The following is a 25,465-nucleotide window of genomic DNA, read 5'->3' on the forward strand; positions in this document are numbered from 1 at the left end:
GTCCGGCGTTGGCCGGCGGGGTGGGCACGACGGCCCACTCGCCGTTGTCCGCCGCCGCGGCCGGCCCGATCGGGACGACGGTCAGCGTGACAGCGGCGACGGCGGCGGCGAGCGCTGCCGCGCCGGTGCGGAGGCGGCGTGGCCAGAGGGGGTGACGCACGCGGTTCCACCCTTCGACTGGTCGGTGTGGGGGCGGCCGGCTCGGCCGACCGCCCCCACCTCGAGGCGGTCCTCAGCTCAGGGTGAGCGTGAGGGTCGCGGCGTAGGTACCGGCGAGCTGGTTGGCCGGCACGGAGAGGGTCAGCCCGGCTGAGGCGTCGAAGCTGCCGCCCGTACCGGTGGCACTGGTCGGTGCGGAGCAGAGCGTCGCCGCGTCGACCGTGCCCGGGGTACCGGCCACCGCGGTGACCGCGTTGGTCGCGCCGGCGGTGTCGACGCAGGCCGGTGTCCAGGACAGGTTGCTCTTGGCGATGGTTCCGCCCGGGGTGCCGGTGAAGTCGGTGACCGTGCCGACGAGGCTCCACCCGAAGGTGCTGCCCCGGTGGTCGGTCACCGTGACGGTCGACAGGTTGCCCGTCGCCGTCTGCACGCTGCCGCCGACGGTGACGCCGGAGAACGGGATGTTGCCGGTGCCGGGGGCGCGAGCCATCGACAGGTTTCCGGCGGTCACGGTCTCCGACAGGTTGTACGACAGGGTGCAGTTGCCGGTCGTGGCCGAGCCGGTCTTGGCGGTGCACGAGTCAGCCGACCCGGTCCACGCGGAGATTGCGAACAGGGCGCCGGACTGCGCGCCGACGTACGCGGTGGTGCTGTCGGTGACGGTGAAGGTGGCGTTGATCCCGCCGGTGGCGCCGGCCGTGGCCGTCGTTGCCGGGTCGCTCGTCGCGGGCGGCGGCGGGGCGCCGGTGAGCGCCTTGTAACCGCCGATCGTGACGGTGCTGCCCGGGTTCCAGTTGGTGCCGGTGACCGTCACCACGGTGCCGGAGCCGCCACCGCTGGGGGTGATCGCGATGCCCGGCGAGCCGAGGATCGTGATCGGGACGGAGACCGTGTTGGTCCCGTCCGAGACCGCCACGGTACGTGCTCCCGTGGTGGCGCCGCTGGGCACCGTGAGCGTTCCGGTGCCGGCTCCGGCGGCGTCGGTCGTGCCCGTGCCGGAGCCTTCGGCCGTTCCGGTGCCGTCGGCCGCGCGCAGTGTTGCGGTCAGGGCGGTGGACGGCGCGAGACCGGTCACCGCGTAGTTGATGACGTTGCCGGCCCGGGCAGCCCCGGTCACGGTCTGGCCGGTCACCGAGGTGACCGAGACCGTGCCGCCGAAGACGGTGAAGCTCTCCACGATGGAGGTCGGGACCGGTGCTGCCTTGTGGTCCCGGTCGCCGGCGGCGGAGCAGTACGTCTTGGCGATCGGGTTGTTGAGGATCACCCGGTTGACGGTGAGCGTCGCGGCTCCTGTCGCTCCGGCCACATAGGTGCCGGTGGCGGTGATCGGGCCGGTGGGGGTGTTGCCGGGGATCGGACCGGCGGGGTAGTTGGTCTGCTGGAGGGTGACCGGGCCGCTCTGCGAGCCACCCAGCGCCGCCTCCACGACGATCGGCACGTCACCGGGGTTGATCGCGACCGGGCCGTTGTTCGGACCGGCCGCCGCGGTGAAGGTCACCGTCACGGTCTGACCCGGGCTCGGCGTCGCCGGCGTCTGAGTGAGCCCGAACGAGTCGGCCCAGTTCGTCGGCGAGCTGCCGGTACCGGCGTCGTTGAAGTACAGCCGGCATCCCAGGTTGCCCGGGGTGGGGCCGTACGCCTGCGCGGGGGACACGCAGACCGCGGTCGCGGCGGCGGCCAACGCCGCCACGCCCACCGCTGTTGCCGTAGTTCTGAGCAATCCCATTGCGGTCCCGCTCTCCTTCCTGTGGGGAACGGTGCACCCCTGGCTGCTGTTTCGCTAGCGGAAACAACAGTTTCCAAAATTGGATAGGTTCATAAAGGCAGCCGGCCCGCCCTCCTGTCAATAGCCCGACAGGCGATTTGACGCCGGCCGATGTGATCGACTCCGCGCACCACCACAGCGCCGGTGGGCGGGTTCGGCGGCACGGCCTTGGCAGGGAGCCCGGGATGGGGCAGAGTGTGGAAACAGCGTTTCCATGAGGAGGTCCAGGTGCGTTACGTGATCATCGGGTGCGGCAACGTCGGCATGGAGCTGGCCCGTCGTTGGGTCTCGGCCGGCCACCAGGTGATCGGCACCACCACCTCCCCCGACCGGGTGCCCGAGCTGACCCCCGTCTGCACCGAGGTGGCGGTCCTCCGTGGCAGCGACCGTCCGGCGGTCGAGCGGGCCACCCGGGACGCCGACGCGGTCGTGCTCACCGTGAGCCCGCGCATCGCCCGAGCCTTCGACGCCGACCAGCGCATCGCCGAGTACGCCGACACGCTCACCGCGTCCGCGCGCACCGCCGCCGCCGTGCATCCCCGGGTGGTCTTCACCAGTTCGGTGTCGGTCTACGGTGCCGGCCATGGCGCGCTGGTCGACGAGGCCACCCCGGTCACCGACGACCCGGACGCCTCCCCCCGCAACTTCGCCGCCGCCGAGGCCGCCGTGCTGGCCGCCCCGCGCGGCGCCGCGCTGCGGATCCCCGACGTGTACGGGCATCCGCGCGACCTCGACTATCCGACCCGGGTGAAGCTGGCCCACGAGATGCTCGGCGGCAGCGTGCCGTTCTCGGCCGAGGCCCTGCACTACCGCATCGACTACCGCGACGCCGCCGCCGCGCTCGACTTCGTGGTGACCCGCGACCTCACGGGCGTGTTCAACGCGGTGCCGGACGCGGTCGTGCCGCAGACCAACCAGGCCGTCCTCGACGAGCTCTGCGCCGCCGGTGGCTGGCCCGCGCTGACCTACCGGGGTGAGATCAGGACCCCGTTCGTGCCGATCAGCTCCGGCAAGCTGCGCGCGGAGGGCTTCGCCTTCGCGCACTGACTCGGCCCGGAAACTCTGTCCGCTCTGGACTGTCGGGCCGATACCGGCTCAGCCGGCGGTCCCCGCGAGCCGACGCCCGACCAGCCGACCGAAGGCCATGGCCGGTGTCAGGCACATGCCGGAGCAGAACGCGTTGCCATTGACAGCGGCGGAGCCGATCACCTCACCGACGGCGTACAGACCGGGGATCGTCGTGCCGTCCGCACGGCGGACCCGCAGCAGCTCGTCCACGTCCAGGCCGGCGAACGTGATCAGGGTGACCGGATGGTTCTCCAGCGCGTAGAACGGCGGCTCGACGATCGGCGCCGGCAGGTACGTTCTGCCGAAGTCGGCATCCCGGCCGTCGGCGACGAAACCGTTGTAGCGGGCCACCGTGGCCGACAGCCCCGCCGGGTCGACGCCGGCCAGCCCGGCGAGCTCCGCCAGCCCGGACGCACGGTGCACGCCGCGGCGCCGGCCGCACTGGGCGTCCAGCTCGGCCGCGCTCCAGCCGTGCACCATCGGGTACGACTCGCGTAGGGCATGGGCGTCGAAGACCGTCCAGAAGGTCATCCGGTCGACCGTGGTCAGCACCCGCTCCTTGTGGTCGATGCTGGGCTCGTCCTCGGCGATCCAGCGACTTCCGGCGCGGTCGACGTAGATCTCCCAGGGCGGCCGCTCCGGCGCCACCAGGTGCGGCCGGTGCGCCCAGTCGACCCGAAGGTCGCCGTCGACCGGGGGCAGCCCGCCGAAGGTGGGGATGTAGCACCCCAGGCCCTGCAGGCCGGCGCCGACCGACCGGCCCATGAGCAGGCCGTCGCCGGTCGAGGTGGGCGCCGCCGAGGTGGTCAGCGGCGCGCCCTCCAGCTCGGCGAACAGCTCCGGCGCGTACCCGAATCCGCCGGTGGCGAGCACGACGGCGGGTGCCCGCCACCGCGCGCCGTCGGCGGTGGCCACCCCGACCACCGCGCCGCCCTCGGTCAGCAGCTCGGTGACGCGCGCCTCGCAGCGCAGATCGATGCGGCCGGCGGCCCGATGCGCGTCGAGCATCGGGCGCAGCACGGCCAGAATGGCCGGACCGCCGGGGACGGTGGTGGCGTGGACGGTCCGCGGCGTGCGGTACGGCTCGTGCCCGTACACGATGCGGGGCGTACCCGGATCGACGATGAGCCCGGCGGCGAGCAGCCACTCCAGCACCGCCGGCTGTTCGCGCAGCGTCAGCCGGGTCAGGTCGGCCCGCGCGGCGCCCCGGCTGATCCGCCAGACGTCGTCGAAGTGCCGCTCGGGGTCGTCGCTGATGCCCCGCTCATGCTGCAGCGAGAAGCCGCCGGCGGACAGGTGCCCGCCCGAGTACGGCAGGGCACCCCCAACGTCCGGCGCCTTCTCCAACAGCAGCACGGTGCCGCCCGCGTCGGCGGCGGCGATGGCACAGGCCAGGCCACCCGGCCCGGCGCCCACAACGATCGTGGTCGGCACACCCACCTCCGGCACTCCCGTTGCGTTTCCGTGGAAGTGACAGTGTTTCCATAAAGTCGGACGCCGTCAAACGTCCTGGGCGAGCCGTTCGGCAGTGATCGTTCGGCCCCGCGAGTGTGCCGAGCACCGCGGGGTGCCGCTGGGGTTTCAGTCCACCGGGTGGTTGGGGATCCTCGATCGGACGGCCAGGCCGTACAGGCAGGACAGCCCGGCCAGGATGCCGAACAGGACGAACGGGCCGGCGGGACGCCAGTTGTCGTACAGGGTGCCACCGGCGGCGAACGCGATCATGATGCCGATGCCGCCGCTGAGCGCGAACGTTCCGATGACCGAGCCCCGGGTACGGCTGGGAGCCTGTTCGGCGATCAGCACCTGACTGGAGATGACGGCGCTGACCTGGCCGAGCCCGATCAGCGCGGCGACGGCGTAGCCGAGCGGGCTGAACGGGTCCCCGACGAAGATCGTGGCGGTGTAGCCGAGGGCGGCGGTCCCCAGGGAGATCAGTACCGCGTCGGTGCGGGACAGCCGATCGGCGATGATGCCGATGGCCGGTGCCCCGATCAGCGCGATGCCGTTGGCCACTCCCAGCAACAGACCTGCCTTGGCCAGCGCCTCGGCCTCGCTGAGCCCTAGTTGCTGGGTGCCGTACTGCTGTGCCCAGAGGGTGAGGTAGGCGCCGACGAGCGCCAGGTCAGCTCGGGCGACGAAGGCGCTGAGGTAGGCGAAGGAGACGCCGGGGCGCCGGATTTCGGCGACGCCCTCGCGCAGCAGCCTGGGGATCGGGATGTGCTCGGAGTGCGTTGTCGCCAGCCCGCCCCGGAGGGTGAGTCCCATCAGGATCGCGGTGAGCAGGGCCAGCCCGCCGACGATGAGGTAGGTCGCCCGCAGCGCGGCGATCGTGTCCATCCCGCCGCCCTCGAAGATGTCGGGCAGTTTGATCAGCACGAAGAACGTGACGAGCGCGCCGAGACCGTTGCAGAAGCCGACGATGCCGTTGGCTCTGCCGCGGGTGGTGTCCCGGACGTAGTCGGCGACCACGGCCGTGAGCATCACGGTGACCATCGCCACGCCGACGGCGGCGACACCCCGGGCCAGGTAGTAGGGCACGACCGAGCCGAGGAACGGTGCCATGCCGACGCCGAGGCCGAGCAGAACGTAGCCGCCGACCACGATCGGGCGTCGTCCGAGGCGGTCGGACCAGGCACCGGCCAGGCCGACCGCCGCGATCAGGACGATTTCGCTGATCAGCCCGGCGGTGCCCACGATCGAACCCTGCTCCCCCTTGGGCACACCCAGGATGGAGGTGAGTAGTGCCGTCTGCGCGGCCGGGATGAACGTGAACGTCATGATCGACGTCAGCGCCAGCCAGTAGTACCCGCTGATGTTGGTCCGGGTCGTGCCCGGTGAGAGCTGGAGCGGGCCGAACGTGGTGGTCTGCTCGCCGGCCTCCGGCGCGGCGGCAATGTCTTCCTGGCTGCGATGCACGCTGGTCCCCCTGCCCTGTGATGGCACAAATGGAAACGCTGTTTCCACACACTAGCGGGTCAGGGCCCGGACGTGATGGCGTCGGTGCGGGCCATTTCTCGCCACCCGGTCCCGGTCCGGCGCCGTCGACCCGTCCCCGGTTGCACGACCGGCGGGCTCAGGAGGCCGACGACGCCGCTGGCCCTGGAAAGAGGGCTACAACGTGTCCATTCATGACGTGCAGGACCTGGACGACGAGAACCGCCGGGACCTGTCGGTGTTCCCCTCGCTGGACCCGGACGGCGAGGACTACCCAGGGCCCGGCCGCGTGATCGGTCACGTTGAAGACCCGGCCCAAGCGTTGGAATTAGCAGAGCGTGCGACCGGGGCGTCGCCGGATCGCTGGGTCAACCGCGGGGTTGCCGGGGAGGACTACGCGGACTTCGTGCGAGCCAGGAACTCCTGATTCGGACGTTGAAGCGGACCTTGGAGCCCTAACCTCCCCACCAGCACAGCCAACGGCGGGTGCCTGTTCAAGAGGCGCATCGGGCTTTCACTGTTGCTCGCTGTTTGATGACGTTTCACGCCTGCGGCTCTGCTCCCTCACCTCTGCCGCGCAACTGAGCAACGACCTAGCCAGCGCCTCCGCCCGGTCCGCCGACAACCACAACGAGCCGTGCGGCACGTCGTCATCGGGACCGGCCAACCCTTCCGTCAGAGTCTCCGCTGGCACTTCGACGTCCAACCGAACGAAATGATGCCCCCTGCTGTAGTCGACGAAGGCATCCAGGTACCGGTCATCATCGAAGGTCACCGCCGCATGCTGCCACGACAGCGATCCCCACCTCACCCCCTCAGCCTCGACCGCTTCGTCCCGAAGGAACGCCACCCGGCGATGAGCTGCTCAAGTAGCAGGGTTGCGCTCGCTGCTGTACTGCTGGCATCAGACGAGGCGCTGGATGCGGACCTTTGGGCGCTCGTTCCTGAGGTGGCCGTGCTTGTGTTGGCGGACCTGTTCGTCCCAGACCTCCTGGTCGTAGTCCGGGTCTGGCGGGATCCACTTGTGCGAGCCGTCGCTGTAGTGGAACTTCTCGTCGCCCGGCCGCAGGATGCTCACCGAAGCCAGCCGAGGAAGCGTCTGTGCAGCGCACCCGCCGGCACCCAGGTCAGGTCCTCGGAGGCCCGCGCCAGTTGGGCACCTAGGTAGAGAGCGAGGGAGATCGGAGCGTTGTCAAACTCGGCGCGTAGCTCGCGCTGCCGCGTGCGGCAGGGCCAGGGCGCATCGCAGCCGCCACAACTCCAAATCGGCAGCACAGGGACGTGCGTGGTCATGCGGGGCCCCTGGGCAGCGCCGCCGTCAGGGACCTCGTCCGCCGGTTGGTCGCCCAGTCCACCTGCCAGCACGGGTACGGCGTGAGCCGCGACCACCACGCCCGCCAGCCGGTGCAAAGGCGGTCTCTCCCGGGCAGATGTACGGCCTCGTTGCTCACTGCTCCTCCTCGGCGGGCCAGTGCCCTCGGTTGATCGGAATGCGGTGTCGGCTGCGACAGGGCAGTTCCGCTCCACAGCGGCAGACCCAGTTCCACCTCCGCCACGACCACGCTGGGCGGTGTCGCCGTGCCAGGGTCATCGCGACCGCGATCAGGTACTGGTCGTAGGTCACTCGTCGCCATGGAGGTGTCCTGTCCCGCATCCCTGGCTCCCTCCTCCGGGCAGCACTCCACGGCCGACCCCGAAACGACGGGACCGGATCTGGAACGTTCAGTAACTGCGACGCTACGATCGCGACGGCGGCGGTGGGACTCACCCGCAGTACGAGTGAGCAGCCCAGATGAGCTGCCGCAGCATTGGTTTCACGGCGGAACGTCGACCACGGGTCAACGTAGGGATGGCGTATGAGAGGTCACGGACGATCAGCACCGCATCGCGGTGGGGTGACCGGCTACCTGTTCAAGTTGATCCGGGAGTCCATCCCGCTCACGCAGGAGCAGCTCGCCATGGACCTTGACGTCGATCGCGTGACCGTGCAGAGCTGGGAATCCGGGCGCCGACCATTCACCGCGGTACCGCTCGGGCAGGCGATCGCCGTCCGACGCCGGCTCGGACGGCTCGGCGCGAACACCATCCTGCTCGCAGCACTTGACGACGCCGCCGAAGCGGACCTCATCCTCGCCGCCGTCCTCGACGAACATGTGGGCCGCTCTGACATCGCCGAACAGCCGCTGGGCTGGTCCGTACTCACCCACCGTCTGACCGACTTGATCCTCTGGGCCGTCCTCGGGCAGACACCGACCATCGCCAGAGGGCTACCTACCGCCCATCCCCGGCGCGGTCCAGTCGCGTCCGGGCCAACTCTGCCCGTCGACGAGCAACGAGCGTTCTTCACTCACCTTCACGTGCTCGCCGATCGCGCCGCAGCCGGACGGCATCGGAACGTGCTGCTGCACCGGCAAGCCTGCTTCCTTGCCGGCATGGACCCCACCAAGGCAGCAGCAGGTTGGCTGACCCAGACCACCGCCCGAGCACACCGCACGACCACCTTTCGCACCTGGTCACCGCTGTGGCCCGACGCCCGCTCCGTCGTCACGTCCCTCGCCAACCAGGGCGACCCGGAACCGTTACGGGACTTCATCGCTCGCGCACACCCCGACGACGCCTGCGAGCGAGCAGCCCTCAACTACTCGGCCTACTGGGTGGGCGAGATCCCGTACCGCCACCGCGACGACTCCTTCATGCCCGAAGCGCTCACTGACTGGCACGGCTCAATCCTTCTTCGGCACCTGGTCCATCGCCTCGATCCAGAGCATCCGTTCGCCGACCTCAACATCCACAACGTCTGGGCTCTGCTGGCCGCACGACGCGGTCTCGCTCTCGACAACCCCGCCGCGACTCGGGCGCTCCTCGACCGCAGTGTCCCGCTCCTGGACAGTGACCGGATCTCCGCGCAGTCGCGGCAGGAACTAACCTCTATCGTCTACAGCCTGCGGGCGGACGGACTCACCGGCACAGGGACGGGCAGATGACCGACGACCACGACGCCGCCGGAGCGATGAACTTCATCTTCGAAGCCGGCGTCCTCAAACGCGCCGCCCGGACCGGCTGGTGGTTCGCCGGCGTCAAGCAACCCGAGTCCATCGCCGAGCACTCCTTCCGAACGGCGCTCATCGGAATGATGCTCGCCGCCATGGAGGGCGCCGACCCAGCCCGAGTTTCGATGCTCTGCACCCTGCACGACACCCAGGAAACCCGAATCACCGACATCCCGCACATCGCCAAGCGCTATCTCACCGCCGTACCCAACACCGCCGTCACCGCCGACCAGGTCGCCGCCTGTCCCCCAGCCGTCGCCAAAGTCATCACCGGGGCAGTCGCCGAATACGAAGCTGGCGAAACGCTGGAAGCTGTCGTCGCCCGCGACGCAGACAAGCTGGAATGCCTCGTCCAAGCCGTCGAATACCGCCACCAAGGCATCGACAACGTGCAGCGCTGGATCGACAGCTCACGATCCGCTCTGAAGACCGCCAGCGCCCACCGCCTTGCCGATGCCGCCCTCAGCGGACAACCCCTGGCCTGGCTCACTCCCCCGCCGCAGGAGTGAGCGCCCAACACTTGGCGTTGTATTGATCTCGGCGATGAGCGCAGTCGATCAAACTGGACGATACGCCCCGTGAACTGGGCGTGAAGAAGTCATAGACGGTCACCAGTGGTCACTGCTAGTGCACCTCAGACGGCCTGGAGACGGCCTGATCTTGACGCCATCTCCAAGGGCTCCGCTCTCCGCCGAGGAATGCGGAGGCGAGCTGCCGGCTCTTGCCACCTCGATGCCTGACGTCTCGCTCACAAGTCCTGTGCACGTCTATCCGGTTGCTCACGCGCGTTACCGTGTCCCGTGATCTCACAGCTACAGACGGGCGCGGCGCGGAAACCTAATCGGGCGCTTCACAGTCAAGGGTGTAGGCCCGATGCGGGGCAATGGCGGCTCACACTGGGTCTGGCAGGTCGATGAGCGCGAGCTTCGCTGGGTCGATCACAGCGGTGATCTCGGTGATGCGGCCATCGGCGACGGTGAAGGCGAGCAAGGACAGCGGCGTACCGTTCTCGTTCCAGGAGATAACGCCGGGGCGGCCATTGACGGTCGCTGCGTGTCCTCGTGCAGCACCGCCCCCTACTTGGGCGCGGGTGGCGACATTGGTGGCTCCGAGCGTGACGAACTGGCCGTCCTGGGTGTGGACGGTGAACGTCACGTCGGGGTGGAGAACTTCCAACAGCCGCTCGAACTGGCCCTCGCGGGCCGCGGCCAAGAACGCCTCGACCACCTCACGTTGCTGCTGTCGGTCGCTCGCGGACTGCCGGGCGGCCTGCACCTTCTGGCGGGCGCGGCTGGTGAGCATCTTGGTCGCGTCGGTGGACCTGCCGAGGATGGTGCCGATCTCCCCGTGGGGGACGGCGAACACGTCGTGCAGCACGAACGCCAGGCGCTCGTCGGGGCGCAGCGAGTCCAGGACCGTCATCAGCGCCAGGCCCACCGAGTCGCCCAGCGCCACAAGCTCTTCCGCAGCCGGACCATCGTCAAGCGTCACGGCGAATTCGGGCAGATGGTCGTCGAGTGGGACTGTCGGGCGCGTGCGGCCCGAGCGTAGGAGATCAAGGCTGATGCGGCCGACCACGGTGGTCAGCCAGCCGCCGAGGTTGTGGATGGTGTCGGTGTCTTGGCGGGAGAGACGCAGCCACGCCTCCTGGACCGCGTCGTCGGCGTCGGCGTGCGAGCCGAGCACGCGGTAGGCGACAGCTGTAAGCCGGCCGCGGTGCGCCTCGAAGGCCTCGGCGATCGGGTCGGCGGGATGGGTGCCGGACATGGTGTTACCTCCCTGGAAGCTGCTCCGTCATAGGGGTGACGGGCACCAGCCCCGCGAGGTAACCCCGACCAAGGAGAGCATCCTGCCATGCAGAACCGACTGAAGAACAAGGACACCAACAACCCCGACGTGTGGAAGGCGGTCGGGCACCTGCAGAAGGCGATCTCCGCCGGGGGCGTCGACCCGAAGCTGCTCGCGCTGGTCCATCTGCGCGCCAGTCAGATCAACAGCTGCTCGGCGTGCGTCTACGCCAGTGTCGCCGGTGGGAAGAAGGCCGGTGATACCGACGAGCGGCTACACAACGTAGCGGCGTGGCGTGAGGCGCCGTTCTACACCGATGCGGAGCGCGCGGCACTGGCGCTGGCCGAGGCCGCCACCCGGCTGCAGGACGGCGCGCAGGGAGTCACCGACGAGATTTGGGAAGAGGTAAACACCCATTTCACTGACGAGCAGATCGGCGCGATCAACCTGGAGATCGCACTGACCAACTTCTTCAACCGGATCAACCGCACCATCAAGGAACCGGCCGGCCAGACCTGGGGCTGAGCCCCGGCGACCGGGCCCGTCGAAGGATCCCAGCGATCCCTCGACGGGCCTCCTTCGCTCCCCGACGCGCGGTTTAGGAGACCGATGCTCTAGCCCTCAGCGCTGGACGATCATCATTCGCAAACACGGGCCGACCAATCAGGGTGCAACCACTTACCCGCTCCGGCCGCGGACCCACGATGCGAACACCGGCCGACACGATCTACGCCTGCGGCCTGGACCGCAACTTCCGTCTAACGGTCGCACCCGGTGGCTCACCTCCGTTCCAGACACCATGGACGGTTCACGCTGCGGCGCTCTCACTCTGCGTCGTCATCATCGAACGCGCAGCACATCGAGGAGGTGATGACCACGATGCACAATGCGATTCAGCGGGTGTCCCGGCGATCAGCCAGAGCGGGCCAGCCCTGGTTCGCCATACCTTGCGCCGAGCCCGTCTCGGACCTTCGACCGGCCTTCTCAGGTACCACCGCGCCGCCAGGGCGCCGCAGATCGCCTGGCTGTAGGGCAGCCACGAGGCTGTTGTTGTCGGAGCCCTCATGAGGCTGCCGGAGCTTGCATCTGAACGGTGGCGGTCGAACGATCGGGGCATCGGACTGCCCTGTAGCCGCCGGCAGGACTACCCAACCAGAGCCGCTGCTCCCAATCTGCTCCCAATGTAAGCGGCACATACCGCAAAGCCCGTTACCGATGACTCCGGTAACGGGCTTCTGACCTGCAAAAACTGAGAGTGGGCGATGCTGGTATCGAACCAGCGACCTCTTCGGTGTGAACGAAGCGCTCTCCCACTGAGCTAATCGCCCTCAGCGCCACTGACTCTACCCGATCGTGGAACCGGACCGGAAATCCGGGGTCAGTGCGTTGCGAGGTAGTGCATCGCCTCGGCCACCACGTCGATGCCGAGGCTGTACTTGAGGGACAGCCAGACCACAGCGCCCACGAAGACCAGGCCGACGGAGCCGAGCACGATTCGCACCAGCAGCGACTGCCTCGTCACCCAGCGTGTCCACCCGTGGACGTGGCGGCGGGTGAAGCCGAGCAGCCGACGCGCCCAGTGGTATTCGACGGCCCAGATGCCCAGGCCGCCGATCACCAGCAGCCAGCCGGGCCCGGGAAGCGGGATGAGGGCGATGCCGATGGTCACCACCAGCGCCCCGGCGATCGCGATGAAGATCTTGAGTGCGATCCGGCCGGTGGGATTGGCACGGATGAGGTCGAGGGTCAGCGAGATCCGCTCACGCCAGCGGGGCCGGCGCGGACGCTCCTGCACGGCGATTCCGCCACCACGGCCAGCGTCGGCGTCGCCACCGCCACCAACACCGGTGCCGCCGCCACGACCAACGGCGGCGCCGCCAACACGACCGGCGCCATCACCACCGGGACGACCGGCGTCGGACGCCGGCCGACCGGCCCGTTCGGGCTGCTCCATCGGCACTCCGTACCCCCGCTTTTCGGCTGCTCGGACCGCGACTTTCGGCGGGCCGGGCGCCGCCGTCGGATCCACTGAGGATTGCTTCGTCACCATTTCACCCCCCAGTGTCGCTCGGGCCCGTCACTGCAACGGCCGACTGGACGTTACCGGAGTAAGTCGACGACTGAGCCACCCGATACCGGGCGGGATCCCGCACTGGGCAGAACCGGAAATCCTACATGAATGCTCACATTCACGCGGCATTTCCGTCCCCCTTCCCACCACTGGGTGAAGTCAGCGTATGGCGGAGCGTAGCCAGGAGTAGCACCTGAGTATGGGAAAAGCGGGACACGCGCGTTCCGCAGCGGTGCCGGGGGGAGAACGTCCATGAGTGTCATCCGACCGACGACCGTAGAGGTCGAGACGTCGCTAAGGCTCGTCGCACCTGACGCCACCGCCTTGCCGGTGCGTGCCAGTCTGCGTTACGACCCTGCTGACCCGTATGCGGTCCATGTCCTGTTCCATGCCGAATCGGCAGGGGGCGAGGCGGTGAGTTGGTCGTTCGCTCGCGAACTTCTGGTCACCGGCCTGGACGAACCGGCCGGCATCGGGGATGTGCGGGTCTGGCCCTGGGCCACACCGCGCGGCGACTTCGTCGCGCTGGCCCTCTCGTCACCGGACGGCAACGCCCTCTTCGAGGTGCCGCGCAGCGTCCTGGTGCGTTTCCTTCGACGGACCTACGTCGTCGTCCCGCGCGGCCGTGAGGCCGAGCACCTGGACGTCGACACGGCGGTGAACCGGCTGCTCGCCGGTCGCTGACCGCCCGAACGGGCAACACCGGCCACACCGGGGCCGCGCGGATCTGCCGAGTCCGCGCGGCCCCGGCACACACCCGAGGTGTACGCGGACAGTGCGCCCCGGGTCGGCCGGTGCTCAGCCGTGCGTGGTGATGCCGCCGTCGACGGGGATGACCGCCCCGGTGAGGTACGCGCCGGCGCGCGACGAGAGGTAGATGGCCGTGCCGGCCATGTCCTCGGGGCGCCCGATGCGGCCCAGCGGCACCTGCTGCTCGATGGCGGCCCGGCTCGCCGGGTCGTCGAGCGCGAACGCCATCATCTTGCTCTCGAACGGGCCGGGCGCGATCGCGTTGACGGTGATCTGCTCACCGGCGAGTTGGTGGGCGAGGCTGCGGGTGAGCATGTGCACGGCGGCCTTGGTAGCCGAGTACGCGTACACCTCCATCATCGGCACCCGGATGCCGTCGATCGACCCGATGTTGATCACGCGGGCCGGGTCGTCGGCGCTGGCGGCGGCGCGCAGCGCCGGCAGCAGCGCGGTGGTGAGCCGGAAGACGGCCTTGACGTTGACCGCCCAGAGCTTGTCGAACGCGGCCTCGGGGTAGTCCTCCAGCGGTGCGCCCCAGGTCGCGCCGGCGTTGTTGACCAGCACGTCGAGGCGGCCGAAGCGCTCGCGCACGGCGGCGGCCAGCGTCTCGGCACCGGCGTCGTCGCCGAGGTCGGCGGGGATGGCCTCGCAGCGGCCCTCGGCGGACAGGGTCGTGGCGACCGCCTCGCAGACGTCCGCCTTGCGCGACGAAATGATCACGTGTGCGCCCGCCCGGACGAAGCCCTGGGCGATCATCAGCCCGATCCCCCGCGAACCGCCGGTGACCAGGACCGTCTTACCTTCGACCGAAAACAGCTGCGTCATGCCCATCCCATCGCGAGTCGGCGGGGGCCGTCGGCCGGTCGGGCGGCCGGCGGATGCCGGGCGGACCGCGGACCGGCGGCGCTACCGCCGGGTAACGTAGCCCGGCCGCCGGGAGCGGGACAAGCCCGCGGCTTGCCGCAAATTCCGCTACGAACGTCGATCGGGATGCGGTGACCTGCGGTTCGGGCTACCGTCGCAGGCGATGGTCTCCACCGATCCCTCCCCCGCGCCATCGATCGGAACGGCGTCTCCCGTCACCGACGAGATAGCCACGTTCGCGCTGGCCGACCTTGCCGGTGCCCCGGGCTGGCGTCGGCCGGTGATCGTCGAGCGGGAGCTGTTGATTCTCACCACGCGCAGGCACGGCGACGCCGAGCTCGACTTTCATCTGCTGCCGTGCCGGCCCGGCACACTGCTTCGGGTCCGCCCCGGCCAGGTGCTGCGCTGCGCCGGCCCCCAGTTCGACGCCACCGTGGTCGCCTGGCATCCCGAGGCGCTGCGCGACTTCGACGTCGACCTGACCACGACCGCGACCTGGCGGCAGTTGGCCGGTGAGGACGAGGACGCGGTGATCAGCGAGGTGAGCCAGTTGGCGGTGGACTGTCGGCGGCACCCCGACGGCCCCACCGCCCGCGCGCTGCTCCGGCATCAACTGGCCGTGCTGCTGCTGCGGCTGGCCGTGGCCCACGACGACCGGTCGCCGTCCCGACCCGAGGACGAGACGTTCCACCGGTTCCGCCGCGAGGTGGAGCACAGTTACCCGCACACCCGGCGGGTGGAGGACTACGCGGCCCAACTCGGCTGCTCGGTGCGGACCCTGACCCGAGCCTGCCTGGCCGTCACCGGTCGCAGCGCCAAACAGGTCATCGACGAGCGGGTCGCTTTGCAGGCCAGCCGGCTACTGACCGCGACGGATCAGCCGATCGCCCAGATCGGCCGGCGGCTCGGCTTCTCCGAACCCACAAACTTCGGCCGCTTCTTCACCCGCGAGGTCGGGGTCAGCCCCGGCACATTCCGGGCCACCCGTGATCAACCGGTGGCCGGCCGGGTGGTCCGACCTCGACCGCCGGCCGAGTCGACGGGCGTCAACGGCGGCTGGTTCCGCACCGGCACCCCGGGCGAACCCGCCAACGGCGGGCACGCCACGAGGTCCGGGCCGCCCGCCGGAGGGCCGGGCGGCACCGGGCGGGCATGATGGCAGGGTGCAGATCTCCGCGCGCGGCGACTACGCGGTACGGGCGGCGTTGAGCCTCGCCACCGCGTACCCCTCGCTGCTGTCCACCCAGGCCATCGCCGCGGAGCAGGACATGCCCCGCAAGTTCCTGGAGGCGGTCCTTGCGGATCTGCGCCGGGCCGGCATCGTCCGCGCCCAACGCGGCGCCGAGGGCGGCTACACCCTCGCGCGCCCACCACGCGAGGTGACCGTCGGCGCGGTGCTGCGCGCCGTCGAGGGCCCACTCGCAGGGGTACGCGGGCTGCGCCCCGAGGAAACCCGGTACGAGGGCTCGGCGGAGAACCTGCCCGGCCTGTGGGTGGCCGTGCGCGCCGCCGTGCGGCGGGTCGTCGACGAGGTGAGCCTCGCCGAGATCGTCAGCGGTCGACTGCCCGCGCACGTCCGCAAGCTCACCGCGCTGCCCGACGCGTGGGAGCCGCGCTGACGCCAGCCAGCGGGTGCTGTCCTCAGCGGCCGAAGAGCTTGCGCAGCCAGGCGAGTTGTTCGAGCTGCTGGTGCGCCTCGCCACCTTCGTGGTCGTTGAACTCGTACACGCGCACCTCCTTGTCGCCCCCGTAGCGGTGGTAGGCGGCGAAGCAGGTCGAGGGCGGGCAGATCCGGTCCATCATCGCGATGGAGAACAGCGCGGGCGCGGTCGCGCCGGGTGCGAGCACGGCGGCGTCGACGTACGACAACGTACGGAACACCTGACTGCTCTGGTCACGGTGGAGCGCGAGATACTCGGCGACCTCGCCGTAGGGGCCTTCGGTGGCGACCCGGACGGCGCGCGGGAAGTCACACAGGAAGGGCACGTCGGGCATGGCCGCCGCCACGCCCGGGAACAGCGCGGCCACCGCCAGCGACAGGCCACCTCCCTGGCTGATGCCAGTGACGACGACCCGGTCGGGGTCGACGGCGGGATGTTCCTGGGCAGCCTGGGCGAACCGGACCGCGTCGGTGATCAGCCTGCGGTAGTAGAAGTCATCCGGGCTGGTGACGCCGCGAGTGAGGAAACCCGGAACGGTGCCTGCTGGGTACCGGTGCGCATCGGCGGTGCCGCCGGGCGCGGCACTCCAGCCCTGACCCCGGGTGTCCATGATGAGATGCGCGAAGCCCGCCGAGGCCCAGAAGAGTTTCTCGTGCGGCAGCCCACGGCCTCGGCCGTACCCGAGGTACTCGACCACGCACGCCAACGGCTCGGTGGCATTCGCCGGCAGGTGCAGCCAACCGTGCACCGGCTCGCCGCCGTAGCCGGGGACGGTGACCGAGAAGGTGTGGATCTGGGTGAGGCCGGTGTCGACGGGCTCGTACGTCGCCGCTGCGGCACTGGCGGCACCCAGCGTCCGCCCCCAGAAGGCGTCCAGGTCCTCCGGAACAGTCAGGTCGGGTCGGTACGCCCAGCAGTCGGCGACGGTGAGATCGCTCAAAGCCACAGCTTGGCCTCCGTGACAGCAGGATTGTCAGTTGGTGCGGGGTGCCGCCCGGCTGTGCGTGCGGGACCGCCGGGCGGCGGGGTGCGCTACCGGGCGTCAGCCATCGCCGACGTGAACCAGCCGGTGATGGTGGTGGGGTGGGTGATCGCCGTGCCCACCACCACCGTCCACGCCCCGGCCCGCAGCGCCTGCGCCGCGTGGGCCGGTGTGTGGATCCGGCCCTCCGCGACCACCGGCACGTCGATCGCCGTGGAGAGCCGGGCGACCAGGTCCAGGTCGGGACCGGGCTGCTTGCTGGTGTACGCGGTGTAACCGGACAGGGTGGTGCCGACCAGGTCAGCGCCCGCCGCGGCGGCGGCGATCCCCTCGGCGAGGGTGGAGCAGTCCGCCATCACCAGAGCCCCGGTCAGCTCGTGGACGGCCGTGATGGTGTCGCGGAGGGTTCGGCAGTCCGGCCGGGGCCGCGCGGTGCCGTCGAGGGCGACGACGTGCGCGCCGGCCCGAGCCACCGACAGCGCGTGCTCCAGCGTGGGGGTGATGAAGACGTCGTCGTCCCCGTCCTTCCACAGACCGATCAGCGGCAGGTCGACCGCCTGCCGGATAGCCGCAATGTCGGCCAGGCCCTGGGCCCGGATGCCGGCGGCGCCGCCCTGGGCGGCGGCGAGGGCCACCCGGCGCATCGTGTCCGGGCTGCGCATCGGCTCACCGGGGTACGCCTGGCAGGAGACGACAAGGCGGTGGCGGAGCTGCTCGATCAGCTTGTTCATGCGGTGCCCTCCCAGGCGAGTGCGGCGGCGCCGAGAAGTGGGGCGTCCGATCCGAGGGTCGAGGCCAGGACGGGCACGTCGTCCAGGCTGGGCAGCGTCTCCCGCCGCACGGCGCCCCGGAGTGCCTGCCACCAGGTGTCGCCGAGTCCGGCGACACCACCGCCGATGACGACGACAGCGGGGTCAAGCATGTTGACCAGCCCGCCGACCGCCGAGCCGACGGCGGCCCCGCCCAGCAGGACCACCTCCCGGGCTGTGGCGTCACCGTCCGCCGCGCGTGCGGCCACCGTGCGCAGGTCGCCGACCGGCTGACCGGTACGCCGCACGTACTCCTCGGTGAGGGCGGGCCCGGAGGCGATCGCCTCCAGGTGCCCCCGCCCGCCGCAGGTGCAGGGCAACTGCCCGGCGTACGGCGAGGGCTGGTGGCCGGCATGGCCGGCCACGGAGTGGGCGCCGGTCAGCACGGTGCCGTCGACGACGAACGAGGCACCGATACCGGTGCCGACCGCGATGAAGAGCATCGTCTGGTGGCCGACCGCCACGCCGTGTCGCGCCTCACCGAGGGCGTGCGCGTGCACGTCGTTGATGGCTGAGACGGGCAGGTCCAGCAGTGCCCGCAGTCGGCCGCTCAGGTCCGTGCCGGCCCAACCGGCCAGGGCGTCGGTGGCCGACAGCACCCGACCCGTCCGGTGGTCGATCACCCCGGCGCTACCGACGCCGAGGGCGCGGATGCGGGTTCCCGTCGCCCTCGCCCGCAGCCGACCGACGAGGTCGGCTGCGGTGTCGATGATGGCGGTCGCCCCGGCCCGGCCAGGGGTGGGGACGGTGATCTGGTCGACGACCTCGCCGTCGCGGGTCACGATGGCAGCGGCCGTCTTGGTGCCCCCGATGTCGAGCGCGGCTACCGCCACGTCGACGACCGGAGGCTTGGGTGCCTCGGACATGGCTAGAGCAGTCCTGCCAGCTCCAGCTGGGCACGCACCCGGCTCGCCTCATCGGCGTCGAGCGGTCGCAGCGGAAGCGACACGGCGTTGCTGTCGATGACGCCGAGCAGGGCCAGGGCGGTCTTGAACGCGCCCACGCCCCGGGTCGCCCCTGCCGCCGTCGCCGGGTCGGCCGCGTCGACGATCCGGAACAACCGGGTCAGTCGGTCCTGCTCCGCGCGGGCGGTGTCCCAGTCGCCGGTCACGCAGGCCCGGTGGAGTCGCACATAGCCCTCCGGGTCCACGTTGCCCAGGCCGGGGACGGAACCGGAGGCACCAGCGAGCATCATCGCGTCGACCACCACCTCGTGGCCGGTCAACAGGCTGAAGCCGGCGTTCGGCGCGTGTTCCGCGATGGACAGCACCAGTTGGCGGAACGAGACGTCGTCACCGCTGGAGTCCTTGACGCCGGCGAGGACGCCCTCCGCGGCGAGTCGGCTCAGCAGGCCCGGCGACAGCTTGGTGTGCACGCAGACCGGAATGTCGTACGCCAGCAGCGGAAGCTCGACCGAAGCGGCGAGGGACCGGAAGTGCCGCTCGACCTCGTGGGGGCCGACGATGGCGTAGAAGGGGGCGGTGGCCACCAGGCCGTCGACGCCCAGGCGCGTCGACGCGTCGGCCCGGTCGAGAACCCGGCGGGTGGTCGGCTCGATGCAGCCCGCGATGACCGGTACGGTCCCGCCGACGGTCTTCACGACGGTCTCGAGAGCCTGGTCCCGCTGGCTGTCGGTGAGGAACACCGTCTCGCCGGAGCTGCCGAGGGCGAAGATGCCGTCGACGCCGGCGGTGAGCATCCGTTCGACGAGTCGCTCAAGGGAGGCGACGTCGACCGCCCCCTCCTCGGTCAGGGGGGTGACGACCGGCGGCACGACTCCGGCGAACCGCGGGGTTGGGGTGGTCACGCTGACTCCTCGACGTGTAGGGGGGTGGTGCGGCCGGTCGCTGCTCTGGCGAGTTCGACCAGCTCTGTGTTGCTGGATCCAGCAGGAACGGGGTGGTAGCACCGGAACTCGTGGGAGCCGGCGCCGCCGTCGCCCGACCGGACCGGCGGCATCTCGATGGCGCAGCCGTCGGTCGCCTTCCAGCAGCGGGTGCGGAACGGGCATCCGGTCGGCGGTTTCGTGGCGAGTGGAACGGGACCAACGAGCGGGATCGGGTCGAGTGGCGAGAGCAAACCCGGCGTGGCGGAGAAGAGCGCCCGGGTGTACGGGTGCTGGGCGACCTCGGGGAGCCCGGCGGCGGGTGTCTGCTCCACGATCCGGCCGAGGTACATGGTGACCACGCGGTCACTGATCCGCTTGACCGTCTGGATGTCGTGCGAGACGAAGACCATGGCCAGGTTCAGACGCTCCTTGAGGTCCAGGAGCAGGTTGAGGATCTGCGCCCGGACCGACACGTCGAGGGCGCTGGTGGGCTCGTCGGCGATGACCAGCCCCGGCTCCAGGGCCAGGGCACGCGCGATGGACACCCGCTGGCGTTGGCCGCCGGAGAGCTGGCTCGGCAGCACGTCGGCGACCGACCGGGGCAGCCCGACCAGCGCCATCAGCTCCCTGACACGCTCCTCGCGCTCCTTGCGGGTGCCGCGACGGTGCACGTCGAGCGGGTCGCGCAGGATGTCGCGGACCGGCATGCGCCGGTTCAGCGACGTCGCCGGATCCTGGAAGATCATGCCGACGCCGGCGCCGATGTGCAGTCGGCGTTCCGCCGCGTTCATCGACCAGACGTCCTTGCCGGAGAAGGCAACCGTGCCGCTCGTCGGCCGCTGGAGGCCCACCAGCACCTTCGCCATCGTGGACTTGCCGCAGCCGGACTCACCGACGACACCGATGGTCTCGCCGGCACGCACGGTCAGGTCCGCGCCGGTGAGGGCGTACACCCGCTCGCGGCTGAACATGCCGCCACCACGGGTGCGATGAACCACGTGCACGTCGCGCAGTTCGACGATCGACTGGTGTGGGACTGACGCGCTCATCGGGCCAGCTCCCCTTCCGTGACGGTGACGGCCGGGTGGTGGCAGGCGTACCGGTGGTCGGTGGCGCCCTCCAGGCGGGGCGTCTCCTCCCGGCAGACGTCGGTGGCCATGGGGCAGCGATCAGCGAACCGGCAGCCCGGTGGGAAGTCGGCCGGCGACGGCACCACGCCGCGGATCTGGGTGAGTCGCTCCGCGCCGGCCTCGAGGGAGAGCACGGAACCGAGAAGACCTCGGGCGTAGTGGTGCGCCGGCGCGCCGACCACGTCGGCGGTGACACCGCTCTCGACGATCTGCCCGCCGTACATCACCACGACCCGGTCCGCGACGTCGCTGACCAGCGCGAGGTCGTGGCTGACCAGGATCAGCGCGAAGCCGAGCTGGCCGCGCAGCCGCAGCAGCAGCTCCATGACCTGCGCCTGGACGGTGACGTCGAGCGCGGTGGTCGGCTCGTCGGCGATGATCAGGCGCGGATCCCGGGACAGCGCCATGGCGATCACCACGCGCTGCCGCTGCCCACCGGAGAGTTCGTGCGGGTACGCGGACAGGGTGCGCTGCGAGTCCAGGCCCACCAGTTCCATCAGCTCCTCGGCGGACCGGGTGCCGCCACGGCTGATCATCTGGGCGAGCTGAGGGCCGATGCGCAGTGAGGGATTCAGGGCCGAGAGGGCGTCCTGGTAGACCATCGCGATCTCGCGCCCCATCAGGGCACGGCGTCGTTTGGTGCTCATCGTCAGCAGGTCGGTGCCCGCGAAGCGGACCTCGCCGCGGACCCGGGCGCCCTGCGGCAGCAGGCCCATCACGGCGAGGGAGGTCAGCGACTTACCGGAGCCGGACTCCCCCACCAGGCCGAGGACCTCGCCGGGGCGGATGTCGAAGGTCAGGTCGTCGACGATGTCGACGCCGCTGTGGCGTCCCTCGAACCCGATCGACAGGTTCCGGACCTCCAGGACGGGCTCCCCCTCCGGGAGAGGGCGGGCACGCTCGCGCAGCCGCTGCGCGGCCTCGGCCAGGCCGGGCAGTTGCACCACCTCACCGGAGCCGGGCTGCGCCTCCTCCTGCGCGTCCCCGATCTTCGTGGCGGTGGCACGCCGCGCCGCCGGGGCGGCCCAGGCGTCAGACATCCCTTCGGAGAGCACGTTCAGGGCGAGCACGGTGAGCAGGATCAGCAGGCCGGGGAAGAACGTGGCCCACCAGCCACCGATCTGCACCATTTCCTTGCCGAAGGCGATGACCGAGCCCCACGAGGAGGCGGCTTCCTGGGGTGCCAGCCCGCCACCGATGAACGAGAGCGACGCCTCGAACACGATGGCGTCGGCCACCATGACGGTGACGAAGACGAGGATCGGGGCGGCGCAGTTACGCAGGATGTGCCGCCAGAGGATGTGCGGTCGCCGCGCGCCGATGATCCGTTCGGCCGAGACGTAGTCCTCGCGATACTGCGAGAGCACGTTGGCGCGCACGATACGCGCGATCGAGGGCACGAAGACGAAACCGATCGCAACCACGAGGACCAGGAGGCTGTTCTTGCCGAACGAGATGATCAGCAGGGCGGAGAGCACGATGGCGGGGAAGGCCATGACGACGTCGAGGCACCGCATCACCACCTCGTCGACAGCGGGCCGGCTGGTTCCGGCCAGCGCGCCCAGGATCGCGCCGATCACCAGGGCGATGCCGGCGCTGCCGAAGCCCACGATCAACGAACGCCGGGTGCCGGCGACCAGCCGCGAGAACACGTCGCGTCCGAGCTTGTCCAGGCCGAACCAGTAGTCGCCGTTCGGGCCGGTCAGCGCGGGACCGAGCCCGGCCTGCGCGGGGTCGTGCCGCAGGATCAGCGGCGCGAAGATGCCCACCACGACGATGAGCAGGACGAAGCTCAGTGCGATTCGCGCCGTGACGCTGAGCCGTTTGAAGGCGATGCCGGGAGCCGACAGCCGGGCGGTGAGTGTTCGACGCATCAGTGGGCTCCGCGCAGTCGAGGGTTGGCGAAGAGGTAGAGGATGTCGACCACCAGGTTCACGAGGACGAAGCAGATGGCGATCGTCAGCACGGTTCCCTGAGCGAGGGCGGTGTCGTTCTGCTGGACCGCGCTCATGATCTGGGTGCCCATGCCGGGCAGCGAGAAGATGGCCTCGATGACGACCGTGCCGCCCAGCAGGTAGCCGATTCGCAGGCCCAGCACGGTGAGCGGGTTGACCAGCGCGTTGCGCAGCACGTTGCGTCCGACCACCACGCGGGGCGGCAGCCCGGCGCCGATCGCCGTCCGCACGTAGTCCTTGTCGAGCTCCTCGACCATTGACGTCCGCACGATTCTGGCCAGTGAGCAGCCGACCGGCACGGCGAGGGCCAGCGCGGGCATGGCGAGGGACTGCAGCCAGAGGGAGAACGAGTCGCCGGGGTTGACGTACCCGCCGGTCGGGAAGACGGGGCGGCGGACCGACAGCTCCTGGATGAGCAGGAGGGCCAGCCAGAACGACGGCATGGCGATACCGGCCATCGAGACGAACCGGATGACCTGGTCGGGCCAACGGTCGCGGTACAGCGCGGCGGGGATGCCGAGGGCCAACGCGATGACCAGCGCGCCGACGATGCCGAGGGCCGTCAGCTGGATGGTCAGCGGCAGCGCGGTGGCGATCTTGTCGGCGACCGGGACGGACGGCGGGAAGGTCACGCCGAGATCGCCCCGGAGCAGGTCGCCCAGGAAGTGCAGGTACCGCAGGGGCAGCGGGTCGTCGAGCCCGTTGGCGGCCTTGAACGCGGCCACCTGCGCGGGGGTCGCCTGATCGCCCAGGACGGACAGCGCGGGATCGATCGGGGAGAACTGCATGATCACGAAGACGAAGATCGTGATGCCCAGCACCAGGGGTATCAGGGTCAGGAGTCGTCGCGCGACCAGGCTCAGAACGCTCAGCATGGTGTCTTTCTCTCGTCGAGGGCCGCCGGGACGTCCCGCCCGGCCCTCAGGGACTGAGGGCCGGGCGGGACGCGGAGGGGCCAGGGGCCCCCGAGGTGGAGCTCAGCCCTTTCGGCTGGCGCCCAGGAAGTACAGGCCGGTGGTCGACGCACCCGAGAAGTCGGAGAGCTTCGCGGGGTCGTACGCGGTGACGACCTTGGTGTGCAGGATCGGGTACAGGGGGACCTCGTCGGCCACCTTGTCCAGGGCCTGCTTCCACAGAGCCTTGCGGGCCGCCTCGTCGGAGGTCTGCGCCGCCTTGTCGAGCAGGTCGGCCATGGCCTTGCGGTCCGCGGCGCTCCACCGGTAGCGCTGCCCCGGCCAGGTCTCGCCGTAGTAGAACCAGCGCATCAGCAGGTCGGTGTCGACGCCGAAGACGCTGGGGTCACCGGTGGCCATCAGCACCCGGAAGGTGTCCTTCGGAACGATGTCACCGTAGATCGCCGAGGACGGCACCGTGTTGAGGCTGGCGGTGACGCCGATCTTCTTCCACTGCTCGATGACCAGCGGCGCGACATCCTTCACGACCGAGTTGTCAGTGGTGTCGAGCTGGAACGACAGGTTCGCGACACCGGCCTCCTGAAGCAGGCTCTTGGCCTTTTCCAGGTTGTAGTCGTAGACGGTGGCGGCCTTCTGGTAGTCCTTGTTGCCCTCGTCCAGGTAGCTCGTCGCCGGGCTGCCGTAGCCGTTGAGGGCGGTCTTGATGACCTCGTCCTTGTTGATCGCGTAGTGCAGCGCCTGGCGCACCCGCTTGTCGTTGAACGGCGCCGCCGAAGAGTTGAACATGAGGAAGACCTGGTTGAAGGCCTGCTTCACATCGACGGTGTACTTGTCCTTGAGCGAGTCGACGTTCAGGTACGGCACCGACTCGATGGCCTGGACCCGGCCGCCCTGGAGGTCCGACACCCGGGCGGAAGCCTCCGAGGTGGTGTTCCAGGTCATCGTCTCGACCTTGGCCGGACGCGGGCCGTTGTAGTTCGGATTCTTGCTGAGCTTGACACCCGACTCCTTGGACGCGCTGTCCAACTTGAAGGGGCCGGAGCCGATCGGCGCGGTGTCAAAAGCCTTCGACGCGGCCGCGTCCGCGGTCTTCGCCTTCGGCAGGATCTTGATGACGGCGATCCGCTCCGCGAACAGGGCGAACGGGTACTTGAGCTTGAACTCGGCCGTCGTCGCGTCCTTGGCCGTCACCGAGTCGATGAACGACACGAACCCCTGCATCAGCGGCGGGGCCTTGGGGTCGGCCGGCTTCAGCACGCGGGTGAAGGACCAGGCGACGTCCTCGGCGGTGACGGGGGTGCCGTCGGAGAACTTGGCACCGTCACGCACCGCCACGGTGTAGGTGAGCCCGTCTGCGCTGGCCACCGGGTCTTCCTTGGCGAGTGCGCGGTATGGTTCCCGGGTAACCGGGTCAAGATCGATCAGACCCTCGAAGGTGTGCTGGTTGACCGCCGTCGCCACCGCCGACGAGGCGTTCCCGGGGTCGAACCCGCTAGAGAGGGTGAACGCGAGGGTGGTCTCGATCGACGTCTTCCCCCCGCTTCCCTCGACGGCGTTGGTCGAGGCCGGGCCGCCGCTGCAGGCGACCAGTCCGAGAGCGAGGGTTGCCGCGGTGGACGCGACGGCCAACGAACGGAACCGGCGCGGGGGGCGGCGCCGACTCTCCCTTGGCTCAACGGTGGTGCTCACGTAGCTGCCTCCATAGGCTCTTCATGCGCCCGCGTTACCGCTCGC

General features: G+C 70.1%; 24 protein-coding genes and 1 tRNA gene. 8 read left to right on the forward strand and 17 right to left on the reverse strand.

The annotated features are described in order from the left end of the window. Positions 1-232 precede the first annotated feature (232 nt). A complete protein-coding gene (locus DLJ58_RS22445) occupies positions 233-1,885 on the reverse strand; it encodes a WxL domain-containing protein (RefSeq protein ID WP_124858975.1) in 1,653 nt (550 codons plus the stop codon). A gap of 267 nt (positions 1,886-2,152) precedes the next feature. Between DLJ58_RS22445 and DLJ58_RS22450 the strand changes: the two genes are divergently transcribed. After that, positions 2,153-2,971: an NAD(P)-binding domain-containing protein gene (locus DLJ58_RS22450; RefSeq protein WP_124858977.1), complete on the forward strand. Its 819-nt coding sequence runs from the start codon at positions 2,153-2,155 to the stop codon at positions 2,969-2,971. Between the two features lie 48 nt (positions 2,972-3,019). Here the strand turns inward: DLJ58_RS22450 and DLJ58_RS22455 are convergent, their stop codons facing one another. After that, positions 3,020-4,432 carry an FAD-dependent oxidoreductase gene (locus DLJ58_RS22455; protein WP_124858979.1) on the reverse strand — a complete coding sequence of 471 codons (1,413 nt, stop codon included), beginning with the start codon at positions 4,430-4,432 and terminating at the stop codon, positions 3,020-3,022. Positions 4,433-4,573: 141 nt separating this feature from the next. Further along, a complete protein-coding gene (locus tag DLJ58_RS22460) occupies positions 4,574-5,911 on the reverse strand; it encodes an MFS transporter (RefSeq protein ID WP_124858981.1) in 1,338 nt (445 codons plus the stop codon). Between the two features lie 202 nt (positions 5,912-6,113). Here DLJ58_RS22460 and DLJ58_RS22465 point away from each other — a divergent pair, with 202 nt between their 5' ends. Beyond that, on the forward strand, positions 6,114-6,356 hold the full coding sequence (locus DLJ58_RS22465; RefSeq protein ID WP_124858983.1) for a hypothetical protein: 243 nt from the start codon (positions 6,114-6,116) through the stop codon (positions 6,354-6,356). 87 nt (positions 6,357-6,443) lie between these two features. Here DLJ58_RS22465 and DLJ58_RS22470 read toward each other — a convergent pair whose 3' ends face one another. Then, positions 6,444-6,704 (reverse strand): hypothetical protein, encoded by a 261-nt coding sequence (locus DLJ58_RS22470; protein WP_124858986.1) that lies wholly within the window; start codon positions 6,702-6,704, stop codon positions 6,444-6,446. A gap of 129 nt (positions 6,705-6,833) precedes the next feature. Further along, positions 6,834-7,007 (reverse strand): hypothetical protein, encoded by a 174-nt coding sequence (locus tag DLJ58_RS34115; protein WP_167362340.1) that lies wholly within the window; start codon positions 7,005-7,007, stop codon positions 6,834-6,836. A gap of 778 nt (positions 7,008-7,785) precedes the next feature. On the opposite strand from DLJ58_RS34115, the gene DLJ58_RS22485 reads away from it, so the two are divergent. Both DLJ58_RS22485 and DLJ58_RS22490 read left to right on the forward strand, forming a co-directional pair. Continuing rightward, positions 7,786-8,913 carry a helix-turn-helix domain-containing protein gene (locus tag DLJ58_RS22485; RefSeq protein WP_124858992.1) on the forward strand — a complete coding sequence of 376 codons (1,128 nt, stop codon included), beginning with the start codon at positions 7,786-7,788 and terminating at the stop codon, positions 8,911-8,913. Beyond that, complete coding sequence (locus DLJ58_RS22490) at positions 8,910-9,488, forward strand: HD domain-containing protein (RefSeq protein ID WP_124858994.1); 579 nt, start codon at positions 8,910-8,912, stop codon at positions 9,486-9,488. The genes DLJ58_RS22485 and DLJ58_RS22490 overlap by 4 nt, the downstream gene beginning before the upstream one ends. A gap of 382 nt (positions 9,489-9,870) precedes the next feature. On the opposite strand, the gene DLJ58_RS22495 is transcribed toward DLJ58_RS22490, so the two are convergent. After that, positions 9,871-10,746: a sigma-70 family RNA polymerase sigma factor gene (locus DLJ58_RS22495; protein WP_124858996.1), complete on the reverse strand. Its 876-nt coding sequence runs from the start codon at positions 10,744-10,746 to the stop codon at positions 9,871-9,873. A gap of 87 nt (positions 10,747-10,833) precedes the next feature. Between DLJ58_RS22495 and DLJ58_RS22500 the strand changes: the two genes are divergently transcribed. Then, positions 10,834-11,292, forward strand: coding sequence for a carboxymuconolactone decarboxylase family protein (locus tag DLJ58_RS22500; protein ID WP_124858998.1), 459 nt, complete (start codon positions 10,834-10,836; stop codon positions 11,290-11,292). 731 nt (positions 11,293-12,023) lie between these two features. Here the strand turns inward: DLJ58_RS22500 and DLJ58_RS22505 are convergent. After that, a tRNA-Val gene (locus DLJ58_RS22505) sits at positions 12,024-12,095 on the reverse strand. A 50-nt stretch (positions 12,096-12,145) separates the two neighbouring features. Continuing rightward, positions 12,146-12,796, reverse strand: coding sequence for a TIGR02611 family protein (locus DLJ58_RS34295; RefSeq protein ID WP_425271336.1), 651 nt, complete (start codon positions 12,794-12,796; stop codon positions 12,146-12,148). Positions 12,797-13,090: 294 nt separating this feature from the next. On the opposite strand from DLJ58_RS34295, the gene DLJ58_RS22515 reads away from it, so the two are divergent. Continuing rightward, positions 13,091-13,522, forward strand: coding sequence for an SsgA family sporulation/cell division regulator (locus tag DLJ58_RS22515; protein WP_007457244.1), 432 nt, complete (start codon positions 13,091-13,093; stop codon positions 13,520-13,522). Positions 13,523-13,636: 114 nt separating this feature from the next. Here DLJ58_RS22515 and DLJ58_RS22520 read toward each other — a convergent pair whose 3' ends face one another. Then, positions 13,637-14,413 carry a glucose 1-dehydrogenase gene (locus DLJ58_RS22520; RefSeq protein WP_091402122.1) on the reverse strand — a complete coding sequence of 259 codons (777 nt, stop codon included), beginning with the start codon at positions 14,411-14,413 and terminating at the stop codon, positions 13,637-13,639. A 202-nt stretch (positions 14,414-14,615) separates the two neighbouring features. Between DLJ58_RS22520 and DLJ58_RS22525 the strand changes: the two genes are divergently transcribed. Together DLJ58_RS22525 and DLJ58_RS22530 are read left to right on the forward strand one after the other, a co-directional pair. Then, positions 14,616-15,608 carry a helix-turn-helix transcriptional regulator gene (locus DLJ58_RS22525; protein ID WP_124859000.1) on the forward strand — a complete coding sequence of 331 codons (993 nt, stop codon included), beginning with the start codon at positions 14,616-14,618 and terminating at the stop codon, positions 15,606-15,608. Between the two features lie 7 nt (positions 15,609-15,615). After that, positions 15,616-16,071: an RrF2 family transcriptional regulator gene (locus tag DLJ58_RS22530; RefSeq protein ID WP_030333674.1), complete on the forward strand. Its 456-nt coding sequence runs from the start codon at positions 15,616-15,618 to the stop codon at positions 16,069-16,071. A 22-nt stretch (positions 16,072-16,093) separates the two neighbouring features. Here DLJ58_RS22530 and DLJ58_RS22535 read toward each other — a convergent pair whose 3' ends face one another. The 8 genes from DLJ58_RS22535 to DLJ58_RS22570 form a co-directional block, all read right to left on the reverse strand. Then, the gene (locus tag DLJ58_RS22535; protein WP_124859002.1) at positions 16,094-17,059 is read right to left on the reverse strand and encodes an acetylxylan esterase; all 966 of its coding nucleotides are present in this window, start codon (positions 17,057-17,059) and stop codon (positions 16,094-16,096) included. An 86-nt stretch (positions 17,060-17,145) separates the two neighbouring features. Next, entirely contained in the window at positions 17,146-17,826 is a 681-nt protein-coding gene (locus DLJ58_RS22540) for an N-acetylmannosamine-6-phosphate 2-epimerase (protein ID WP_124859004.1), read from the reverse strand. Then, on the reverse strand, positions 17,823-18,770 hold the full coding sequence (locus DLJ58_RS22545) for an ROK family protein (protein ID WP_124859006.1): 948 nt from the start codon (positions 18,768-18,770) through the stop codon (positions 17,823-17,825). The genes DLJ58_RS22540 and DLJ58_RS22545 overlap by 4 nt, the downstream gene beginning before the upstream one ends. Before the next feature lie 2 nt (positions 18,771-18,772). Continuing rightward, the gene (locus DLJ58_RS22550) at positions 18,773-19,711 is read right to left on the reverse strand and encodes a dihydrodipicolinate synthase family protein (protein WP_124859008.1); all 939 of its coding nucleotides are present in this window, start codon (positions 19,709-19,711) and stop codon (positions 18,773-18,775) included. Next, complete coding sequence (locus DLJ58_RS22555; protein WP_124859010.1) at positions 19,708-20,781, reverse strand: oligopeptide/dipeptide ABC transporter ATP-binding protein; 1,074 nt, start codon at positions 20,779-20,781, stop codon at positions 19,708-19,710. The genes DLJ58_RS22550 and DLJ58_RS22555 overlap by 4 nt, the downstream gene beginning before the upstream one ends. Continuing rightward, positions 20,778-22,736, reverse strand: a complete 1,959-nt coding sequence (locus tag DLJ58_RS22560; protein ID WP_124859011.1) for a dipeptide/oligopeptide/nickel ABC transporter permease/ATP-binding protein — start codon at positions 22,734-22,736, stop codon at positions 20,778-20,780. The genes DLJ58_RS22555 and DLJ58_RS22560 overlap by 4 nt, the downstream gene beginning before the upstream one ends. After that, on the reverse strand, positions 22,736-23,692 hold the full coding sequence (locus tag DLJ58_RS22565) for an ABC transporter permease (RefSeq protein ID WP_124859013.1): 957 nt from the start codon (positions 23,690-23,692) through the stop codon (positions 22,736-22,738). The genes DLJ58_RS22560 and DLJ58_RS22565 overlap by 1 nt, the downstream gene beginning before the upstream one ends. 102 nt (positions 23,693-23,794) lie before the next feature. Next, entirely contained in the window at positions 23,795-25,420 is a 1,626-nt protein-coding gene (locus DLJ58_RS22570; RefSeq protein WP_124859015.1) for an ABC transporter substrate-binding protein, read from the reverse strand. Positions 25,421-25,465: the final 45 nt, after the last annotated feature.

Source organism: Micromonospora arida, from assembly GCF_003857035.1.
GTDB classification, from domain to species: Bacteria; Actinomycetota; Actinomycetes; order Mycobacteriales; family Micromonosporaceae; genus Micromonospora; species Micromonospora arida.

Bases quoted from the DNA above. Each gene is read 5' to 3' on its own strand.
- DLJ58_RS22445 (WP_124858975.1), bottom strand. From the start codon at position 1,885: ATGGGATTGCTCAGAACTACGGCAACAGCGGTGGGCGTGGCGGCGTTG.
- DLJ58_RS22485 (WP_124858992.1), top strand. From the start codon at position 7,786: ATGAGAGGTCACGGACGATCAGCACCGCATCGCGGTGGGGTGACCGGC.
- DLJ58_RS22490 (WP_124858994.1), top strand. From the start codon at position 8,910: ATGACCGACGACCACGACGCCGCCGGAGCGATGAACTTCATCTTCGAA.
- DLJ58_RS22495 (WP_124858996.1), bottom strand. From the start codon at position 10,746: ATGTCCGGCACCCATCCCGCCGACCCGATCGCCGAGGCCTTCGAGGCG.
- DLJ58_RS22500 (WP_124858998.1), top strand. From the start codon at position 10,834: ATGCAGAACCGACTGAAGAACAAGGACACCAACAACCCCGACGTGTGG.
- DLJ58_RS22515 (WP_007457244.1), top strand. From the start codon at position 13,091: ATGAGTGTCATCCGACCGACGACCGTAGAGGTCGAGACGTCGCTAAGG.
- DLJ58_RS22520 (WP_091402122.1), bottom strand. From the start codon at position 14,413: ATGACGCAGCTGTTTTCGGTCGAAGGTAAGACGGTCCTGGTCACCGGC.
- DLJ58_RS22525 (WP_124859000.1), top strand. From the start codon at position 14,616: ATGGTCTCCACCGATCCCTCCCCCGCGCCATCGATCGGAACGGCGTCT.
- DLJ58_RS22540 (WP_124859004.1), bottom strand. From the start codon at position 17,826: ATGAACAAGCTGATCGAGCAGCTCCGCCACCGCCTTGTCGTCTCCTGC.
- DLJ58_RS22545 (WP_124859006.1), bottom strand. From the start codon at position 18,770: ATGTCCGAGGCACCCAAGCCTCCGGTCGTCGACGTGGCGGTAGCCGCG.
- DLJ58_RS22555 (WP_124859010.1), bottom strand. From the start codon at position 20,781: ATGAGCGCGTCAGTCCCACACCAGTCGATCGTCGAACTGCGCGACGTG.
- DLJ58_RS22560 (WP_124859011.1), bottom strand. From the start codon at position 22,736: ATGCGTCGAACACTCACCGCCCGGCTGTCGGCTCCCGGCATCGCCTTC.
- DLJ58_RS22565 (WP_124859013.1), bottom strand. From the start codon at position 23,692: ATGCTGAGCGTTCTGAGCCTGGTCGCGCGACGACTCCTGACCCTGATA.